Annotated in this window: 14 protein-coding genes; 6 read left to right on the plus strand and 8 right to left on the minus strand. The window is 66.2% G+C overall.

Going from position 1 to position 16,329, the window contains the following annotated elements; all coding sequences use genetic code 11:
* Positions 1–221: 221 nt before the first annotated feature.
* Complete coding sequence (locus ACNA0R_RS16480) at positions 222–1,052, plus strand: transporter substrate-binding domain-containing protein (protein ID WP_415827118.1); 831 nt, start codon at positions 222–224, stop codon at positions 1,050–1,052.
* Here ACNA0R_RS16480 and ACNA0R_RS16485 read toward each other — a convergent pair.
* On the minus strand, positions 1,039–1,932 hold the full coding sequence (locus tag ACNA0R_RS16485; RefSeq protein ID WP_415827119.1) for a LysR substrate-binding domain-containing protein: 894 nt from the start codon (positions 1,930–1,932) through the stop codon (positions 1,039–1,041). The two genes, ACNA0R_RS16480 and ACNA0R_RS16485, sit on opposite strands and share 14 nt — an antisense overlap.
* Before the next feature lie 138 nt (positions 1,933–2,070).
* Between ACNA0R_RS16485 and ACNA0R_RS16490 the strand changes: the two genes are divergently transcribed.
* The 3 genes from ACNA0R_RS16490 to ACNA0R_RS16500 are packed head-to-tail and all read left to right on the plus strand — an operon-like array spanning position 2,071 to position 6,958.
* Positions 2,071–4,137, plus strand: a complete 2,067-nt coding sequence (locus ACNA0R_RS16490) for a hydantoinase/oxoprolinase family protein (protein WP_415827120.1) — start codon at positions 2,071–2,073, stop codon at positions 4,135–4,137.
* 23 nt (positions 4,138–4,160) lie between these two features.
* Positions 4,161–5,909 (plus strand): hydantoinase B/oxoprolinase family protein, encoded by a 1,749-nt coding sequence (locus tag ACNA0R_RS16495; RefSeq protein ID WP_415827121.1) that lies wholly within the window; start codon positions 4,161–4,163, stop codon positions 5,907–5,909.
* A gap of 53 nt (positions 5,910–5,962) precedes the next feature.
* Positions 5,963–6,958 carry a Bug family tripartite tricarboxylate transporter substrate binding protein gene (locus ACNA0R_RS16500; protein WP_415827122.1) on the plus strand — a complete coding sequence of 332 codons (996 nt, stop codon included), beginning with the start codon at positions 5,963–5,965 and terminating at the stop codon, positions 6,956–6,958.
* A gap of 21 nt (positions 6,959–6,979) precedes the next feature.
* Here the strand turns inward: ACNA0R_RS16500 and ACNA0R_RS16505 are convergent, their stop codons facing one another.
* From ACNA0R_RS16505 to ACNA0R_RS16525, 5 genes are all read right to left on the minus strand, one after another.
* A complete protein-coding gene (locus tag ACNA0R_RS16505) occupies positions 6,980–7,975 on the minus strand; it encodes a Bug family tripartite tricarboxylate transporter substrate binding protein (RefSeq protein WP_415827123.1) in 996 nt (331 codons plus the stop codon).
* Between the two features lie 133 nt (positions 7,976–8,108).
* Positions 8,109–8,807, minus strand: coding sequence for an RraA family protein (locus ACNA0R_RS16510; RefSeq protein WP_415827124.1), 699 nt, complete (start codon positions 8,805–8,807; stop codon positions 8,109–8,111).
* Position 8,808: 1 nt separating this feature from the next.
* Positions 8,809–9,624, minus strand: coding sequence for a carbon-nitrogen hydrolase family protein (locus ACNA0R_RS16515; protein ID WP_415827125.1), 816 nt, complete (start codon positions 9,622–9,624; stop codon positions 8,809–8,811).
* On the minus strand, positions 9,621–10,574 hold the full coding sequence (locus tag ACNA0R_RS16520) for a LysR family transcriptional regulator (protein ID WP_415827126.1): 954 nt from the start codon (positions 10,572–10,574) through the stop codon (positions 9,621–9,623). Before ACNA0R_RS16520 ends, ACNA0R_RS16515 begins: the two co-directional genes overlap by 4 nt.
* Before the next feature lie 85 nt (positions 10,575–10,659).
* Positions 10,660–11,565 (minus strand): TauD/TfdA dioxygenase family protein, encoded by a 906-nt coding sequence (locus ACNA0R_RS16525; RefSeq protein WP_415827127.1) that lies wholly within the window; start codon positions 11,563–11,565, stop codon positions 10,660–10,662.
* A 325-nt stretch (positions 11,566–11,890) separates the two neighbouring features.
* On the opposite strand from ACNA0R_RS16525, the gene ACNA0R_RS16530 reads away from it, so the two are divergent.
* Positions 11,891–12,847 (plus strand): tripartite tricarboxylate transporter substrate binding protein, encoded by a 957-nt coding sequence (locus ACNA0R_RS16530; protein WP_415827128.1) that lies wholly within the window; start codon positions 11,891–11,893, stop codon positions 12,845–12,847.
* 61 nt (positions 12,848–12,908) lie between these two features.
* On the opposite strand, the gene ACNA0R_RS16535 is transcribed toward ACNA0R_RS16530, so the two are convergent.
* The gene (locus ACNA0R_RS16535; RefSeq protein WP_415827129.1) at positions 12,909–13,469 is read right to left on the minus strand and encodes a GAF domain-containing protein; all 561 of its coding nucleotides are present in this window, start codon (positions 13,467–13,469) and stop codon (positions 12,909–12,911) included.
* Positions 13,466–15,313 carry a CocE/NonD family hydrolase gene (locus tag ACNA0R_RS16540; protein ID WP_415827130.1) on the minus strand — a complete coding sequence of 616 codons (1,848 nt, stop codon included), beginning with the start codon at positions 15,311–15,313 and terminating at the stop codon, positions 13,466–13,468. Before ACNA0R_RS16540 ends, ACNA0R_RS16535 begins: the two co-directional genes overlap by 4 nt.
* Before the next feature lie 77 nt (positions 15,314–15,390).
* Here ACNA0R_RS16540 and ACNA0R_RS16545 point away from each other — a divergent pair, with 77 nt between their 5' ends.
* On the plus strand, positions 15,391–16,326 hold the full coding sequence (locus ACNA0R_RS16545) for a LysR substrate-binding domain-containing protein (protein ID WP_415827131.1): 936 nt from the start codon (positions 15,391–15,393) through the stop codon (positions 16,324–16,326).
* Positions 16,327–16,329 lie beyond the last annotated feature (3 nt).

The raw sequence follows: 16,329 nt of genomic DNA on the forward strand, positions 1-16,329 counted from the left end.
TGATTCTCCTGACATAGGGTTCAGCAACAACCCGCGCCACGCGTGGAAGACGTCGCGCACGGGCACAAGCCACCCGTCCAGCAATGGCCGTGCCGGCCGCGCCACGGGCTGAAACAATTCACCATCTTTCCCGCCGGCCGTTCACAGCCGCCCCCGGCTCGGCACGCCAGGCCGAAGATGCTAAATTCCCGCCCGGGCAAGCCATAAGTAAGGGAAAACGCGTGTTCACGAGGCGTACTGCGGTCGTTGCGGTTGTCGTGCTGGCGGCCGCGCTTCAGGGATGTTCTTCATTCGATTCCACGCAAGAGGCGTACAACGCGTCGTGGAAGGAACAGAAAGCGATCTTGATCAAGCAGGTGCTGGCCCCGACGGGCAGCCTGCGTGTCGCGCTGACTCGCGGCAGCCCCCTCTCGCTGGTCCAGCCCGACCCCAAGGACGCGCCGCGCGGCGTGGCGTATCAGCTCGGCGAGGATTTCGCCAAGGAGCTGGGCGTGCCGTTCACACCCAAGATCTACGCCAGCGACGCCGATGCCCTGCAGGCCATCGCGACCGGCCAGGCCGACTTCGCGCTCAGTGCCGCCACGCCCGAATGGGCGCAGCGCATGAATTTCTCGCCGCCTTTCCTGGCGATCGAGAAGGGCGTGCTGGTGCTCGCCAATTCGCGGCTGCGCGTGCTCGATGACCTGAAAAAGCCGGCCAGGATAGGCGTGAGCGCCGACGGTGCCAGCGCCGCCGAGTTGCGCTCGCTCTATCCCAACGCCAGGCTGGTTCCCGTCAATACCGTCGCCGACGCCGCCGAGATGCTGCGCGCCAACAAGATCGATGGATATGCGGCGAACAAGGCCGTCCTGTTCGAGATGAACGACAAGCTGCCCGCATCGCGCCTGCTGCCCGGCGGTTGGGGCACGGAACGCTACTCGGCCGCCATCCCGTTCGGCCGCGGCGCGGGCCAGGACTGGATCTCGGAGTTCCTGCAGAAGGAGATCGAGCAAGGCCGCGTCCAGGCCGCCGCCAAGCGCGTGAACCTGCGAGGTATCGTTACGGCGAATTGAGCAGCGCGTCCATCGCCCGCCGAAAATCATTGACGACGGTGGACCGCGGTTGATGCGCCGGCAGGACCATGGAGTAGATGTACTCGATGGCCGGCACCATGGGCCGGCACACGACGCGGCGGTCGCGCAGTTGCCCGGCGGTAAAGGGGTCGGCGATGGTGATGCCCAGTCCGGCGGCCACCATGCTGCACGCGGAATGCGCGAATGTCGTTTCGACGGAACGGTCGAAGGTCACGCCGGCGGCGCTGAACGCCATTTCCACACGCATTCTCAGGGGGCTGTCAGGCCGCAACATGATGATGGATTGCCCCTGCAGATCGGTGATGCGCACCGCCTTTTTCCGCGCCAGCGGATGGCTGCGCGGCAGGACGCAGACCGCGGCAACGTTAGGGTGGGGATACAGATCGACGCCGGGATACTCCACGCCGAGAAACCCGATATAGCCGATATCGACCTGACCGGCCGCGATCAGTTCGAGCACTCCCTGTGACGGGCATACGTCCAACGACACCATGACATCCGGATGGGCGTTCGAGAAGCGCCGGATCCCCTCGCTGATGAACCCCAGCCCGAGCGCGCTGATGGAGGCAATCCTGAGGGTGCCGATGCGCGCGGTCTTCAAATCCTGCGCCACCCGTTCCACCGACTCGATGCCGCGATAGAAGCGCTCGACCTCCTGGAAGAGCCGCCGCGCCTCGGCGCCGGGAATCAAGCGGTTGCCCTCGCGCCGGAACAGGCGAATGGAAACGGCGGTTTCCAGGTCGCGGATAAGGCGGCTGACGGCGGGCTGGCTGATCTTCAGCAGCTCGGCCGCGAGCGTCATGCTTCCCGTGAGCATGACTTTGCGGAACGCTTCAAGCTGGCGCGGATTGAGTTGCATGGTTCTGGTGTCCCGATCGCCGGGCAAGCATAACATTTACTTATCGGCGTCCAACACCCCATGTGGTTGTATGTAGAGGCGGTCCCTTCCATGATTCGGGTCATGTCATTTGACCGGTAGGCAAGGAATCAGCAGGACATGGAACCAGGGAACAGTATGGTCCGGATAGGGATAGACGTGGGCGGCACCTTCACGGACTTCGTGATGGCCGATGTGGAAAGCGGTGCGCTTTCATATTTCAAGGTGCCATCGTCGCCGGCCGATCCGTCCATCGCGATCGCGCAGGGCACGCAGGAGATGCTGCGGCATTTTTCGGTGGAAGCCTCCCGCGTCGGCTATCTGGGACACGGGACCACGGTCGCGACCAATATGGTGATCGAGCGCAAGGGCGTCAAAACAGGCTTGATAACGACCACGGGTTTTCGCGACGTGCTCGCCATCGGCAGGCAGACCCGGCCCGCGCTATACGACTATGCCGTCCGCAAGCCGGAACCGCTGGTGCGCCGCCGCTATCGTGTCGAAGTGGATGAGCGCATGGACGCCAACGGCAATCCCCTCAGGGGTCTTGACGAGGACGAGCTGGCGCAACGTGTGCGCGAACTGGTCGCCGAAGGTATCGAATCGCTCGCCATCGCCTTCCTGCATGCATACCGGAATCCTGAGCACGAAGAGCGGGCGCGGGCTATCGTCGAGCGCGTCGCGCCCGGGCTGCACGTCAGCATCTCGCATGAAGTACTGCCGGAGTTCCGCGAATTCGAGCGTACGTCGACCACGGTATTGAATGCCTACGTCGCACCGCGCATGCAGACGTATATGGAACGGCTATGCACCAGGTTGGAGGAAGCCGGCGTCGGGGCGCAGCCTCTTACGTTCCACTCCAACGGCGGGCTGATGCCCCTGGCCACGGTGGAACGCCTGCCGGTGCTCACTTGCCTGTCCGGGCCAGCCGCCGGGGTAGTGGGTGCCACCGTCATTGGAGAAGCCGCCGGCATATCGGAGATCATCACATTCGACGTGGGGGGCACCAGCACCGACGTGTCCCTGGTAACGGGAGGAAGGCCGGGCTTTACCTCCGACCGATTGGTCGCGGGACATCCGGTAAAAATGCCCATGGTGGACATCCACGTAGTCGGCGCGGGCGGCGGCAGCATTGCGCGCCTGGATGACGTTGGGGCATTAAAGGTGGGGCCCGACAGCGCGGGCGCCGTTCCCGGTCCGGTCGCGTTCGCCAAGGGCGGCACCGAGGCCACCCTGACCGACGCGAACATCGTCCTTGGCCGATTGAATCCCCATACCCTGCTGGATGGGCGCATGAAGGTCGACCGCGCGCGGGCAGCCGCCGTCATCGAATCCAGCATCGCGCGACGCATCGGCATGTCGGTGGAAGAGGCGGCCCATGGCATCCTGCGCATCGCCACGGCGAATATGAGCCGCGCTATCCGCGCCGTGTCGACGGAGCACGGCCATGATCCCGCCGATTTCACGCTGTTTGCGTTCGGCGGCGCAGGCCCCCTCCATGCCGCCGAAGTGGCGCGGGAATGCGGCATCGGCCACGTCCTGGTGCCGCATGAACCCGGCACCATGTGCGCCCGCGGCATCCTGCTGGCCGACGTGAGCCGCGACTTCGTCCGCACCCAGCTTTGCCCATTGACGGACGAAACGTGGCGCAGCGTGCTGGACGTTCTGCGCGAAATGTCGCGGCAAGGTGATGAATGGCTCGCCAGCGAACGCGTGCCGCAGGCGCGCCGGCGCTTCCATCTGCACATAGACGGACGATACCGGGGGCAGACCCACGATATCCGCGTGCAGCTGGAGCAAGCGCCGGACGCAAGCAAAGCGCGCTTCGTCGAGGCCTTTCACGCCGCGCATCGCGCCCAACACGGTCACGACAACCCGGCGCATCCGATCGAGATCGTCAGTTGCCGCGCGCAGGCAGTGGGACTGGTGCCGAAACAGACCGCCGCGATGTCGCCCGCGCGGGCCACGGATGCCGCCCGGGATGCCCCCGCGCCCTCGGAACGCCGGGTGTATTTCGGTCCCGATGAGGGATGGATCGATACGCCCGTGTATCGCCGCGCCGCGCTTGCTGCCGGCACGACATTGCCCGGTCCCGTCATCATCGAGGAAATGAGTTCGACGACGGTGGTCCTGCCCGCGCAGAAGGCATCCATCGACCCGGCAGGCAACATCCGCATCCAGGCCTGAATCTCCCCGCTATGGTTACCGCTATGAACGAATCAGCCGGCACATCGCCGCAACGGCGCTTCGATCCCATCGCCGTCGAAGTTTTCACCAACCGCCTTCTGGCCATTACCGAATCGATGGCCAGCAACATCATGCGCGCGTCCTTCTCGCCGCAGATCAAGGAACGCCGGGATTTCTCCGTCGGCATATTCGACCATCTCGGCCGTCTGATCGCGCAAGGGACGCACATCCCCGTACACCTGGGTTCTCTCATGGGCTCCGTCGAGGCCGTCCTGGCACGGTGGCGCGTGGACGAGATCGAGGAGGGCGACGTCTACATCTGCAACGACCCATACGCTGCCGGGGGCACGCATCTTCCGGACATATCGATCATTACGCCGGTGTTCGCAGCCGGGAGCCTTGTGGCCTTCGCCGCCAATATCGGCCATCACTCCGACGTGGGCGGCGCGGTGCCGGGATCGACGTCCGCGTCGGCGCGCAATATGTACGAAGAGGGACTGCGCATTCCGGTGATGCGTGTCGCGCGGGCGCACCGGGTCGATGACGACCTGATCGGTCTCATCGCTCTCAATTCCCGCCTGCCGCTGGAGCGGTCGCTGGACCTCCGGGTTCAGGTCGCCACGAACACCAAAGGGGCGGCCGCCATCCGCGCCCTGATCGAACGGATGGGCGGCGTGGCGTCATTCCAGGATGCCGTCGACGGCGTGCTCGCCTACACCTTGCAGCGCGTCCGCCACCGGATAGCCACGCTGCCGGCCGAGCGCGCCAGGTTTACGACATGGCTGGACGACGATGGCACCGGCGAAGGCGGCCGCGTCCCGCTCACTGCGACGGTCTACAAGCAGGAGGCCTCGCTCGTGGTGGATCTGGACGGCTCCGGCCCGCAGTCCCGCGGGGGGCTCAATGTTTCGGAGAGCGCGTTGCGAGCCACCGTCTATTACTGTGTGAAGGCCATGCTGGATCCGGAGCTGATGGCCAACCGCGGCATGGCCGATGCCATCGTGATCAAGGCGCCCGAAGGCTCGATCGTCAATCCCCGGCCGCCGGCCGCTTGCGGTGCGCGCACGATAACGTGTCAACGGCTGGCGGGCGCGATCATCGGCGCGCTCGTCAGCCTGGTTCCGCGGGACCGTGCGATCGCATCGAGCTTCGATACCATGCCGACGATTTCATTCTCGGGAATTCATCCGGGGACGGGGAACATTTACCTGAGCGGTGAGACCTTGGGCGGTGGAGGTGGCGGCCGCGACGCCGGCGACGGCATGGATGCGATTCACGTGCACATTACGAATTCGCGCAACCTGCCCACCGAAATCCTCGAGCATGAATGTCCACTGCTGGTGGAACACTATGGCCTGGCCGTGGATTCCGCGGGCGCCGGGCGCCATCGTGGCGGCCTGGGCATAGTCCGGCAGGTGAGGGCGCTGCAGGATGACACGATCTTTTCCTCGCGCTCGGACAGTCATCTCCAGGGCGCGGCGGGCGCGCAGGGCGGCGGCGAGGGCGGGCTTGGAAAGCTTATACGAAACGCCGGCCGGGACGACGAGCAGATACTGGCGTCCAAAGTGAAAAATCTCGTCCTGGCCAAGGGGGAAACCATACGCATAGAGACGCCGGGCGGCGCCGGTTTCGGCGATCCCGCGACGCGGGCATGCGCCGCACTGGCCGACGACTTGCGCGACGGCCTGATCACCGAGGACGCGGCCCGCCGCCTGTATGGCGCGGCCCTGACCGGCCTGGCCCTGGCGTTCACGGGCCCGGACGCCACATGACGGCGGGGCATCGCCGCACGCCATAACATCACCACACCACAAGGGACCACGCCATGACGCTGAACCGCCTGGGACATTTTCCCCGCCACGCCCGCATGCTGCTGGCGCTGGCCACGGCCATCCTCTGCTGCGCGCCCGCATCCGCCCAGAATGCATATCCGACCCGGCCCGTGCGCATCATCGTGCCTTTCTCCGCGGGCGGATCGACCGACCAGGTGGCAAGGACCCTGGCGGAGGGGTTGGGCCGATTGTGGAACCAGCCGGTCATTATCGAGAATCGGGATGGGGCCAGCGGCATGATAGGTTCCCGGGTGGTCGCGGAGTCGAAACCGGATGGCTATACGCTGCTGTTCGGCACCCAGACCACACAGTCGGTGGTGCCCGGCCTGTTTCCGCGAATTCCTTATGACGCTCAGCGCGACTTCATTCCCGTTACGGAACTGGTGTCCATCGCGCAGCTTCTTTCAGTGCCGGCCTCATCCCCCTTCCGCTCCTTGCAGGATTTCGTCGCCTATGCGAAAGCGCACCCTGGCGCGTTGACCTTCGGCGGCAGCGTGGGCGCAACGCCGCATATGACGATGGAGCTGCTCATGGCCCGGGCGGACATCAAGCTCCTTGGCGTGCCGTACAAGGGGTCGGCGCTGTCCATGAACGATCTCCTGGCCGGCCGTCTTGACGCGATGTTCGACGTAATCATGACGACGCTGCCGCATCTGCGTGCCGGGAAACTGCGCGCGCTCGCGGTAACGAGCGCGCACCGGCACCCATTGGCGCCGGACGTCCCCACCGTGGCCGAATCAGGCTACCCGGATTTCGTCACCGATGTATGGTTCGGCCTGTTCGCCGTTGCCGGAACGCCGCCGCAGATCGTGCGGAAAATCGCCGACGATAGCCGCAAGGTGATGACCGACCCGCAAAGAAGCGCGATGCTCACGGAGTCCGGCTTCCACATCATCGCCAGCGACCCCGCCGACTTCGCCCAATATGTCGCGGCCGAGGACAAGAAGTGGCGTCAGGTCATCCGGGCCGCGAACATCAAGGTCGAGTAGTCGGGGAATGAGGCCCGGCCATCAGTTCTCCGCCGCGTTGGACTGCTTCACCAACTGCTTCCACTTGGTGGATTCGCTGGCCAGAAAGCCCCCGAGTTGCGCCGTGCTCATGTCCATGGGCAGCAGCCCCAGGCCATTGAGCCTGTCCCGTACCTCGGGCTTGGCGACGATCTTCCGCATTTCCGCGCGCAGGCGGTCGACGATGGGCTGGGGCGTGCCGGCCGGCGCCATCAGGATGATCCAGCCTTGCAGATTGAAGTCCTTCAATCCCTGTTCCTGCAGGGTGGGGACATCGGGCAGGGAAGGGATGCGCGTATTCGAGCTGACGCCCAGCGGCTTCACCGCGTCCTTGGCCAGCAGCCCCGCCACCACCGGTACGTTGTCGGAGATGAAATCGATCTGTCCGCCGACCAGGTCCGTGGCCGTCTGCACGCCGCCGCGATAGGGTATGTGCGCGGCTTCGATGCCCGCTTGCTTCAGCATCGCCGATATCACCAGATGCGGCGTCGTGCCTACGCCCGGCGAGCCGTACTTCAGATGCACGCCGGGCTGCTTCGCATACGCCAGCATTTCCTGGAAGTTGGACGCGGGAAAGGATTTGCGCACCACCAGCACCTGCGGCGCCCAGGCCACCGCGCCGACCGGAACGAAATCCTTGGCGGGGTCATAGCCCAGCGTGCCGGGATGCAGCCACTGTCCGATCGACATCGGGCCGGTGGACCCCATGGCCAGGGTGTAGCCGTCCGCCGGTGCCTTGGCGGCGTAGGCCGTGCCGATCGAGCCGCCGGCGCCGGTGCGGTTATCCACCACCACGCTTTGATGCAGGCTGCCGCTGAGCTGCTCGGCGACCAGGCGCATGGAGACATCCGACGAGTTGCCGGGCGGGAAAGGGACGATGATGCGGATCGGATGATCGGGCCAGCCCTGCTGGGCGGAGGCCGCCAACGGAATGGCGGCGACGGCGCCGCATAGCGCGAACCATCCCAGTCGCTTGATGAACGCTTGCGTAGTCTTCATGAGACTCCCCTTGATAGGTTTTGTCGACGGCGGCCGGAGTCCGCCGCGTTGGCTTGTCTCCCCAACCCGCCACCCGCGGCCGCTGCGTTGTACGGCGCGGCGTAGGGTCTTCGGTAATGCGGACCGGCCGGATTCAACTATCCCGCGCCACATGGCCGCTGGCGCCGGACAGCTCGCCCAGCAGGGCCGCGCCGGCGGCGATCTTCTCGGCATTGGCGCGTTGTCGGGCCTGTTTTGCTTTCGCCATCGCGGCGACTTCAGCGACGTCTCCCGGCGGCAGCACCAGCACACCGTTCTCATCGGCCAGGATGACGTCGCCCGGATTGACCACCACGCCGCCGCAGGACACCGGCATGTTCAGCATGCCGGCGAGGTCGTAGATGCGCGTGGTGATCGGGGAAATTCCCCGGCACCAGACGGGCATGCGGAAGGCGGCGATTTCCGATGGATCGGTGCAGACCCCGTCCACCACCGCGCCGGCCGCGCCGGCCTTGCTGGCCTGTTGTGTGACGCCGCCGCCCCAGCAGGCGTGCTTGCGGTCGCCCAGCCTGTCGATGACCACCACATCGCCGGGCCGCAGCTGCCCCAGCGCGTGATGGAGCAGGGTGGAGTCCTGCGCCGGCAGCGCCAGGGTGACCGCCCGCCCGATGACGCGGGCGGGCGTGCCCGGCGCCTGGATGCCCAGCGCCTGGATGCCCAGCGCCTGGATCGCCGGGTCCATGAAGCCCCAATGCCGGAAGTGCCCGACCGTCGCGGTCTCGACATCGTCGAGCAATTCGAAGACCGACGGGTCCAGCGCCGCGGGGGTAGGGCCTATGACGTATTTCTTCATCTCAAAGCACCTTATGGCTCGCCAACGGAATCTGCGCGCGTACGCGTTGCACCAGCGCCGGGTCGATGCGCGCGGTGATGAAGCCTTCTTCATCCGAGGCCTTCGCCACCACGTGGCCCCAGGGATCGCAGACCAGCGTATGGCCATAGGTATGCCGGCGCTCGCCGTCCTGCAGGAAGGGACCGATCTGCGCGGGCGCCAGGAAGTAGCACTGGGTTTCGATGGCCCGCGCGCGGCACAGCACTTCCCAGTGATCCTTGCCCGTCTGCAGCGTGAAGGACGCGGGCAGCAGGATGGCCTGGGCGCCGCGCTTGACCAGCATCTGGAATAGTTCGGGAAAGCGCAGGTCGTAGCAGATGGCCAGGCCGAAGACGATGCCGTCGATCTCCGCCACCACGGGCTCGCGGCCCGCCATCACCGCGTCCGATTCGCCATAGCGCAGGCCGTCGGGCGCGACGATGTCGAACAGATGGATCTTCCGGTAGCGGGCGATCTCGCGCCCCTGTGGATCGAAAACCACCGATGTGTTGTAGACCTTGGCGGGATCCGGCGAACGCTCGTAGAAGCTGCCGGAGTGCACATGGATGCCGTGGTCGATCGCAAGCCGGCGGCACATGTCGTAAGCAGGGCCGTCGCGTTCCGCTTCGCCGGCGGCGACTTTGTCGGCCACCGTGCCGCCCGCCCAGTCGAAATGCTCGGGAAACGACACCAGGCGGGCGCCGTCCTCTTCGATGGCGCGGCGCGCGAGGCGGCGCGCGGTCTCGATGTTCCGCGCCTTGTCGGCCACGGAATTCATCTGGATGATGCTGGCTTTCACATGTCCTCCTGGACTGCGTCTGTGGATTCGTCTTCCCATGCCCAGGCGGGGTTGCATGCCTGGCAGTACAACTTGGCGGCCTGCCGGGCCAGGGCGGCCACCCCGCGCGGCAGATCGGAGTGCTCGCGGTCCGCGAAGACCGCCACGTAATTCACGGCAACGAAAGGCTTGGCGATCGGCAGTTCCACCAGAGCGCCGCTATCGATCTCCTGCCGCACGACCGCGCGCGGGACGGCACAGATGCCGATGCCGGATGCCGCCATCTGTACATTGGTGGGTACCGCCGCCGACGCGTGGATGACCACCGTCTGCTGCGCTTCGTCGGCGAAATAGCTGTCTATGCGGGCTTGCGACGGGGTGCCGTGCGGATAGCCGATGACGGGATACCTGGCCAGATCCCGCGGCGACAAAGGCCGATCCAGCGAGACACCCAACGACGGGCTGGCCACGAAGCACATCGAGAAACTCAACAAGGGCACGATCACCACCCCGGCCTCGGCGGGCGGCGTGATCGACACCAGCACGATGTCGCGCCGGCCGGCGTCCAGCTCGGCGAGCAGCAGTTCCGAAAGCTGCGTCGTCACGCTCAGCGAGATATGCGGATATTCCTCCCGGATGGTCTTGACCAGGGGCGGGAAGAGGGTGGGGATAAGGGTGCTGACCGCGCCGACCCGCACCTGTCCGCGCATTTCCGCCGGGTCGAGCATCATGCGGCGCAGCTTCTGGTAGTCGTCGATGATGATCTGCGCCTGATCGATGAAGCGTCGTCCCTCGGCCGTCGGCTCGAAGCCCTGCTCTGAACGCACGAAAAGCCGTACGCCCAGGTCCGATTCGATGGAGGCGATCCGGTTGGATATCGCCGTGTGCGTGATGCACAGCTTCTCCGCGGTGGCCTTGATGCTGCGCAGCCGGGCCAGCCAGAGCACGGTTTCCAGAAAGCGGATGTTCATGGCATTTCTCGAGCGGTGGGTATCCGTCGATCATGCCCGGGATCGCGGCGCGCGCCATTGGTAACTACCCCGCGACCGGCGCCGCTCACAGCGCCAGCGCCGCGGAAGTTTCCGCCATGCGCGGCTCGTCGCCTTCCAGCGTCGTGCGGTGCATGGTGCGGACGTACCGCGTGTCGTCGAATCCCGTCGCGCAGTGCTGGGTGCAGCGGTTGTCCCACAGAATCGCGTCGCCCGGCAGCCACTGCTGGCGAAACAGGAAGCGCGGCTGCTGGGCGAACTCCTGCAGATAGCGCACCAGCGCGCGTCCCTCGTCCTTGGGCAGGCCTTCGATATCGCAGGCCCAGCGGCCGATATACAGCGACGTGCGGCCGGTGACCGGGTGGCGACGCGCGAGCGGGTGATAGACATCGGGACGCTCGCGCTTCTGCTCTTCCGTCAACGGGTCCATCAGCGGGTAGTACGTGTGATGCAGGTCGATCCGGCTGTAGCGCGCCCGTCGTCCGGCCATGGCCTGCCTGATCTTGTCCGGCAGCGCTTCATAGGCCGCGTACATGTCGGCGAAAAGCGTGTCGCCGCGCTCGGGCGGAACGCTGCGGGCGTACAGGAACGAACCCGCATTGGGGATGCGCTTATCCTCGCCATCGGTATGGAAGCCTTCGCCGGCGCGCTTCAAGCCCATATCGCCGGCGCCCTGTTCCTGCGCAATGGGACGGGTGGGGTCCTCCTTGCTGGCATTGGAGACGACGAAAATTTCCGGATAGCCGGCAAGATTGAATTTCAGCGGCGTCATGATGTGCAGCGGACCGAAGCGCCGGCTGAACGCCACGTGCTGTTCCGGGCTCATGTCCAGCCCGCGGAACCGCAGGATGCTGTGCGCCGCCCAGGCGGCTTCGATCACCCGGAAGTCGTCGTCCGACACCTGCAGGTCCGGCGGAGTGCCGACGATGTCGGCGCCGAAATTCCGCTCGAAAGGTTTGACGACGATAGCCATGGCTGCCTGCTCCCCAAAGTTGTCCAAGTGCCTTGCCGGCGTCGGCCCTGCGGTCAAGGTCCGGTCACGCGGCGGCAAGGTGGATGCAGTATCTGGCCTGCCGCGGCACGGCGTCGAACGCTTTTTTCTTGCGGGGCGGCCAAGGTTTTGTTGCGGCGGGTGCCATGCCGGCCGGCTTCGCCATGTGGCGACCGGACGGCGGCGCGGTAGCGCCTGGACGGTATAAGCGGCGCACCGCATCGCTCTGGTTTTGGACCCGTTTTTGGTATATGTTCTTAATTTGGAACAAATGCCAACTCAGGGGAAACCAGTGCCGCCAAGCCGCATGCTTGCCTGTGTGTTGTCGTTCGCGGCGGTTTTCCTGGCCGCGCCGAGTGCCCGTGCGGCAGCCGACTATCCCACGCATTCCATCACCCTGGTCCTGGCATACCCGCCCGGCGGCGGCACGGACTATGTCGCGCGCCTGCTGGCGCGGGAGCTGGACAAAACCCTGGGCGTCAACGTCGTGGTCGAAAACCGGCCGGGCGGCGCCAGCGTCATAGGCACCAGCGTCGTGGCTCGCGCGGCGCCGGACGGCTATACCTTGCTGCTCGCGGATCCGGCCTATGCAACGAATCCCAGCTTGATGCGGCACTTGCCGTACGACCCGCGGAACCTGACACCGGTCGCCACCGTGACCGTGTCACCGCTGGTGCTCTCCGTGCCGGCGTCGTCGTCGATCAAAAGCCTGGGCGAGCTGATCGCCGATGGCAAGCAAAGCCGCGACGGCGTGACGTTCGCATCCGCCGGTTTGGGCTCAAGCCCGCATCTCGCGGCCGAACTGCTGAAGCTGCGCACGCACGCGAATTTCGTGCACGTGCCCTACAAGGGCAGCGGTCCGGCGATGACCGACCTGATCGGCGGCCGCATCGACTTCGCCTTCGCCACCTTGCCGGCGGCCTCGCAGTACATCCTGAAAGGCCAGCTGCGCGGCCTGGCGACCACGGGCGCGGCACGCAGCAAGCTGCTGCCGGACCTGCCCACCGTGTCGGAGCGCATCCCCGACTTCCGCGTCAATTTCTGGACCGCGCTGCTGGCGCCGCGCGGAACGCCGCCGGACGTGCTGGAGAAACTGAACGCGGCCGTGAAAACGGCGCTGCAAAGCCCGGCCATGTTGAACGGCCTGGAGCAGGCCGGTGAAAACCCGACCTACATGACCCAGGCGGACACCGCGGCGTTCATCGCCGGCGAAAGCAGCAAGTGGGCCAAGGTGATCGCGGAGGGCGACATACACGTCCAGTGACGCCGCGCCGTCGAGATACCGGTGGCGGGGGCGGCGCAGTCATTCCGCATTCATTCCGCGTTTACTTATTGCGCCGGCCCTGAGCGCCATCGGCCGGTATCGGCGAGCTCTCCATGAGCAAGGCCGGCGCGGCCAGCGCGGTGAGCACCATTCCGTCTTCGACCGCCGATGCCGTGTAGTGGCCGGCCTGGTGCAGCAGGTTCACCTGTCCCAACAGCCGGCCCCGGACGATGACAGGCAGATTGAGCACGCTGGCGCAGCCCAGCGCGAAGATCGCCTCCGCGTCCGGGAAATTCCGCCGCACGGCCGCGGCATCGGGGGTCAGCAGCGGCTGGCCCGTTTCGACCATTCTTTGCAAGGCCGGCGCCGTCGCGATCCGCTTGCTGCCCGATGCCGGATAAATCTCGGGCGCGCTGCTGTACAGGCGATGAGCGAGTCCGGCCGCGACGTCGTAACGCAGCACGGTAAACAGGCGATGGCCCAGCAGCCGCTGGGCCAGCACATCGACGGCATACAGCAGCGGATCCGGCTCGCCTGCCGCCGGGGCAAGCGCCAGGGCAGACGCGACGGCTCGCAGGTCCTCCATCCCTGAACCGGCGGACGGCGCCGGCGACGTCCTCATTCGCAGCCCCGCAAGGGCAACACGATGGATGAATCCCGATCGCCGCCGGTCCCCAGCTTGAACAGGGGCGGCCGGCCATGGGGGACCTGGCCGCAATGATCGGCATCGGCGCCGGCGATCGACACGCGGATACGGCTGCCGGCCGAAAACCGCCATGCCGTCGGCAGCAGCCCCAATTCAATGCGTTCGAAGCGACCCGGTACGAGCGGCGCCGCGTCTTCCTTGCGGAAGCTGCGGAAGGGCCAGGTCGTGCGGTATTCGGGCGGACAATGCGACACTTTGCGGTGCAGCAGGCGCAACAGGCCCTCGGTGACATAGCGTTCGCGCCCGTCGGCCTCGATTTCGCTCAGGTAGACGAACAGCGCGCCGTCGGGCTCGCTGCCGCTCAGCCACAGATCGATCACGGCATGGCCCGCAAGCTCCATGGCGCGCGGCAGCGGCGCCGACGTAAAGCTGGCCATGCGATCCGTGCGGCCCTGCCAGTCGGGGTAGTACTCGGTGCTGTTGATGGCCGCGATACGCTCGTAGCGCGTGCCCGACCCGGTGCCCAGCGCGAAGTCGACCTGGTAATCCTGCTCGCTGGTCGCCAGTGTGGCATCGGCGGACAGACCGCCGCCGGGCGCCAGGTGCAGGCGCGTGCCGTCCGCGCCATACGGCGGCCAATCCGCCGCGGACCGCCATTGCTCCGCATGCAGCGCGTAGTAGTGGATGGGCGCTTCGGACTCCAGGCCCGTCGGCAGCCCCAGCAGGTAATGGTCGAAGAAGCGCAGCACTTCGGCCAGCCACAAGGGCTCGGCCATCTCCTGGCGGCGCCACGGCGAGACGTCGATCCGCGCCCCGTGGTCCCACGGGCCCAGCAGCAGGTGGCGGGGATTCTTGTCCAGCGTCAGGTAGCGCGAGATCGCGGCGTTCATATACCCCGCGCCGTCCATCCAGCCCGAGACCGACAGCACGGCGACGTCGTCCGGGATGCGCGCCGCCAGGCTGTACGGGCTGAACGTGGCGGAACTGAAATCCGGGTCGTAGGGCAGGGGGTCTTCGCGGAAGCGGAACTCGGGCATGAATTCCGTCTGGCGGAAATTGCCCAGGTGTTCCCGGACGGCCTGCCGCACCAGCACGCCATCGGTATCTTCGTCCACCGGCTGCGGTCCGGCAAAGTCCGGATTGGCGTAATAGACGAAGCGGTGCAGCATGTCGCGCCGGTCGTGGTCCAGCGCCACCATCAGGTCGTCATAACTGCGCGTAAGCGCCTTCAGCAGTAGGCCGCCCGGATAGTAATTGTCGGTGTAGGTGTCCCAGACGGAGAACAAGGGCGCAATCGCCTTGACCGCCGGATGCCCGGTGGCAGCCAGGAAGTCCGAGGCCGCGCCCAGATACGAAATCCCGGTGGCGCCCACCACCCCGCTGCACCAGGGCTGTTCGACCACCCAGTCCACCACCTCGCGGCTGTCCTCGCGTTCGCGTGGCGAGCGGAAGCTGTCGCGGGTGCCGAAGCTGGCGCCCGTGCCGCGAACGTCGATTACGACGACGGCATAGCCGCGCGGCACGAAGTAATCGCGCAGCTTGGCGGTATTGGGCGCCGGCTCGCCGCTGCCGCCGGGCTTGATGGCAAAGCGGCGATAGTAGGGCGTGAACAGCACGATGGCGGGATGGCGCCCGGCGGCTGCCGGACGCCCGGCGATCCGTTCGGGTATATAAACGTCTATGGCCAGCCGGCAGCCGTCGCGCATCGCAAGGTAGCGCGAGACAGGCGGCGGAACCGTGTAATCGACCGGTCGCGCGGCCGCGTAGGCCTGCGGCGTCACGGACCAGGCCGGTGTTTGCTTGTCGATCAACGTGGACATGTTCATCCTCGGAATGGGTGATAGGCGGCTAAGATGCGAGCGACACGCAGTAGCAAGGAATCGCGAAAGGAAGTCCGATGGACCTGCGCCAACTCAAGTATTTCGCCCGCATCGTCGAACTGGAAAGCATCACCGCCGCCGCGGAAACGCTGCATATCGCCCAGCCTTCGCTCAGCCAGCAGGTCGCCAACCTGGAAAGCGAACTGGGCACGCAATTGCTGGTAAGAGGTCCCGGCGGTGTCAGGGCAACCGACGCGGGCCAACTGCTTTATCGCCACGCGACCCTGGTGCTGCGCCAGGTGGACGAAGCCAGGGCGGCGCTGAAGAACGGTCGCGACACGCCGGCGGGGCACGTCAAGCTCGGCCTTCCCACCAGTACGTCGCGCGTACTGGCCGTCCCGCTGATCGAAGCGGTGGCGGCGCGCTTTCCGGAGGTCGTGCTGGAGGTCGTGGAAGGCAGCAGCGCCGACCTGGCGGTCGGGGTATCGCTGCACCGGCTGGACCTCTCCGTGGCGATGGACGCACAGCCGCAGCCCGCGCGCATGACGACCAAGCCCATGCTGATCGAAGACCTGTTCCTGGTCGGTCCGCCCCTGGGTCTGGACGCGGTCACGCTCAAACAGATGTCGGAAATGCCGTTGCTGCTGCCCAGCTTTCCCAATTCGATCCGCATGCTGGCCGCACGCACCTTTGCCGAGGAATCCCTGCCGATCAGGCTCGTGGCCGAGACCAGCGCCGTATCCATCCTGCTTACGCTGGCGCGCGGCGGCAAGGGCTGGACGGTGCTGCCGTCGTCGGCATTGGTGGGACCCGAAGCCCGCTCGGAGAACATCGTCGCCACGCGCATCGCCAGTCCCGAATATCGCCGGCGCGTATCGGTGTGCATGTCGCTGTCGGCCGAGAAAAGCCTGGCTTGCGTGCACGTGCACCAGACCTTGTTCGATGTGGCGGCGGGGCTGGTCACGTCCGGCGCGTGGAGCGGCGTCGAATGGCTGGCCGGCAAGCCGGCCTGAAAG

It is taken from the genome of Bordetella sputigena (genome assembly GCF_965137885.1).
Lineage (GTDB): Bacteria > Pseudomonadota > Gammaproteobacteria > Burkholderiales > Burkholderiaceae_B > Bordetella_C > Bordetella_C sputigena.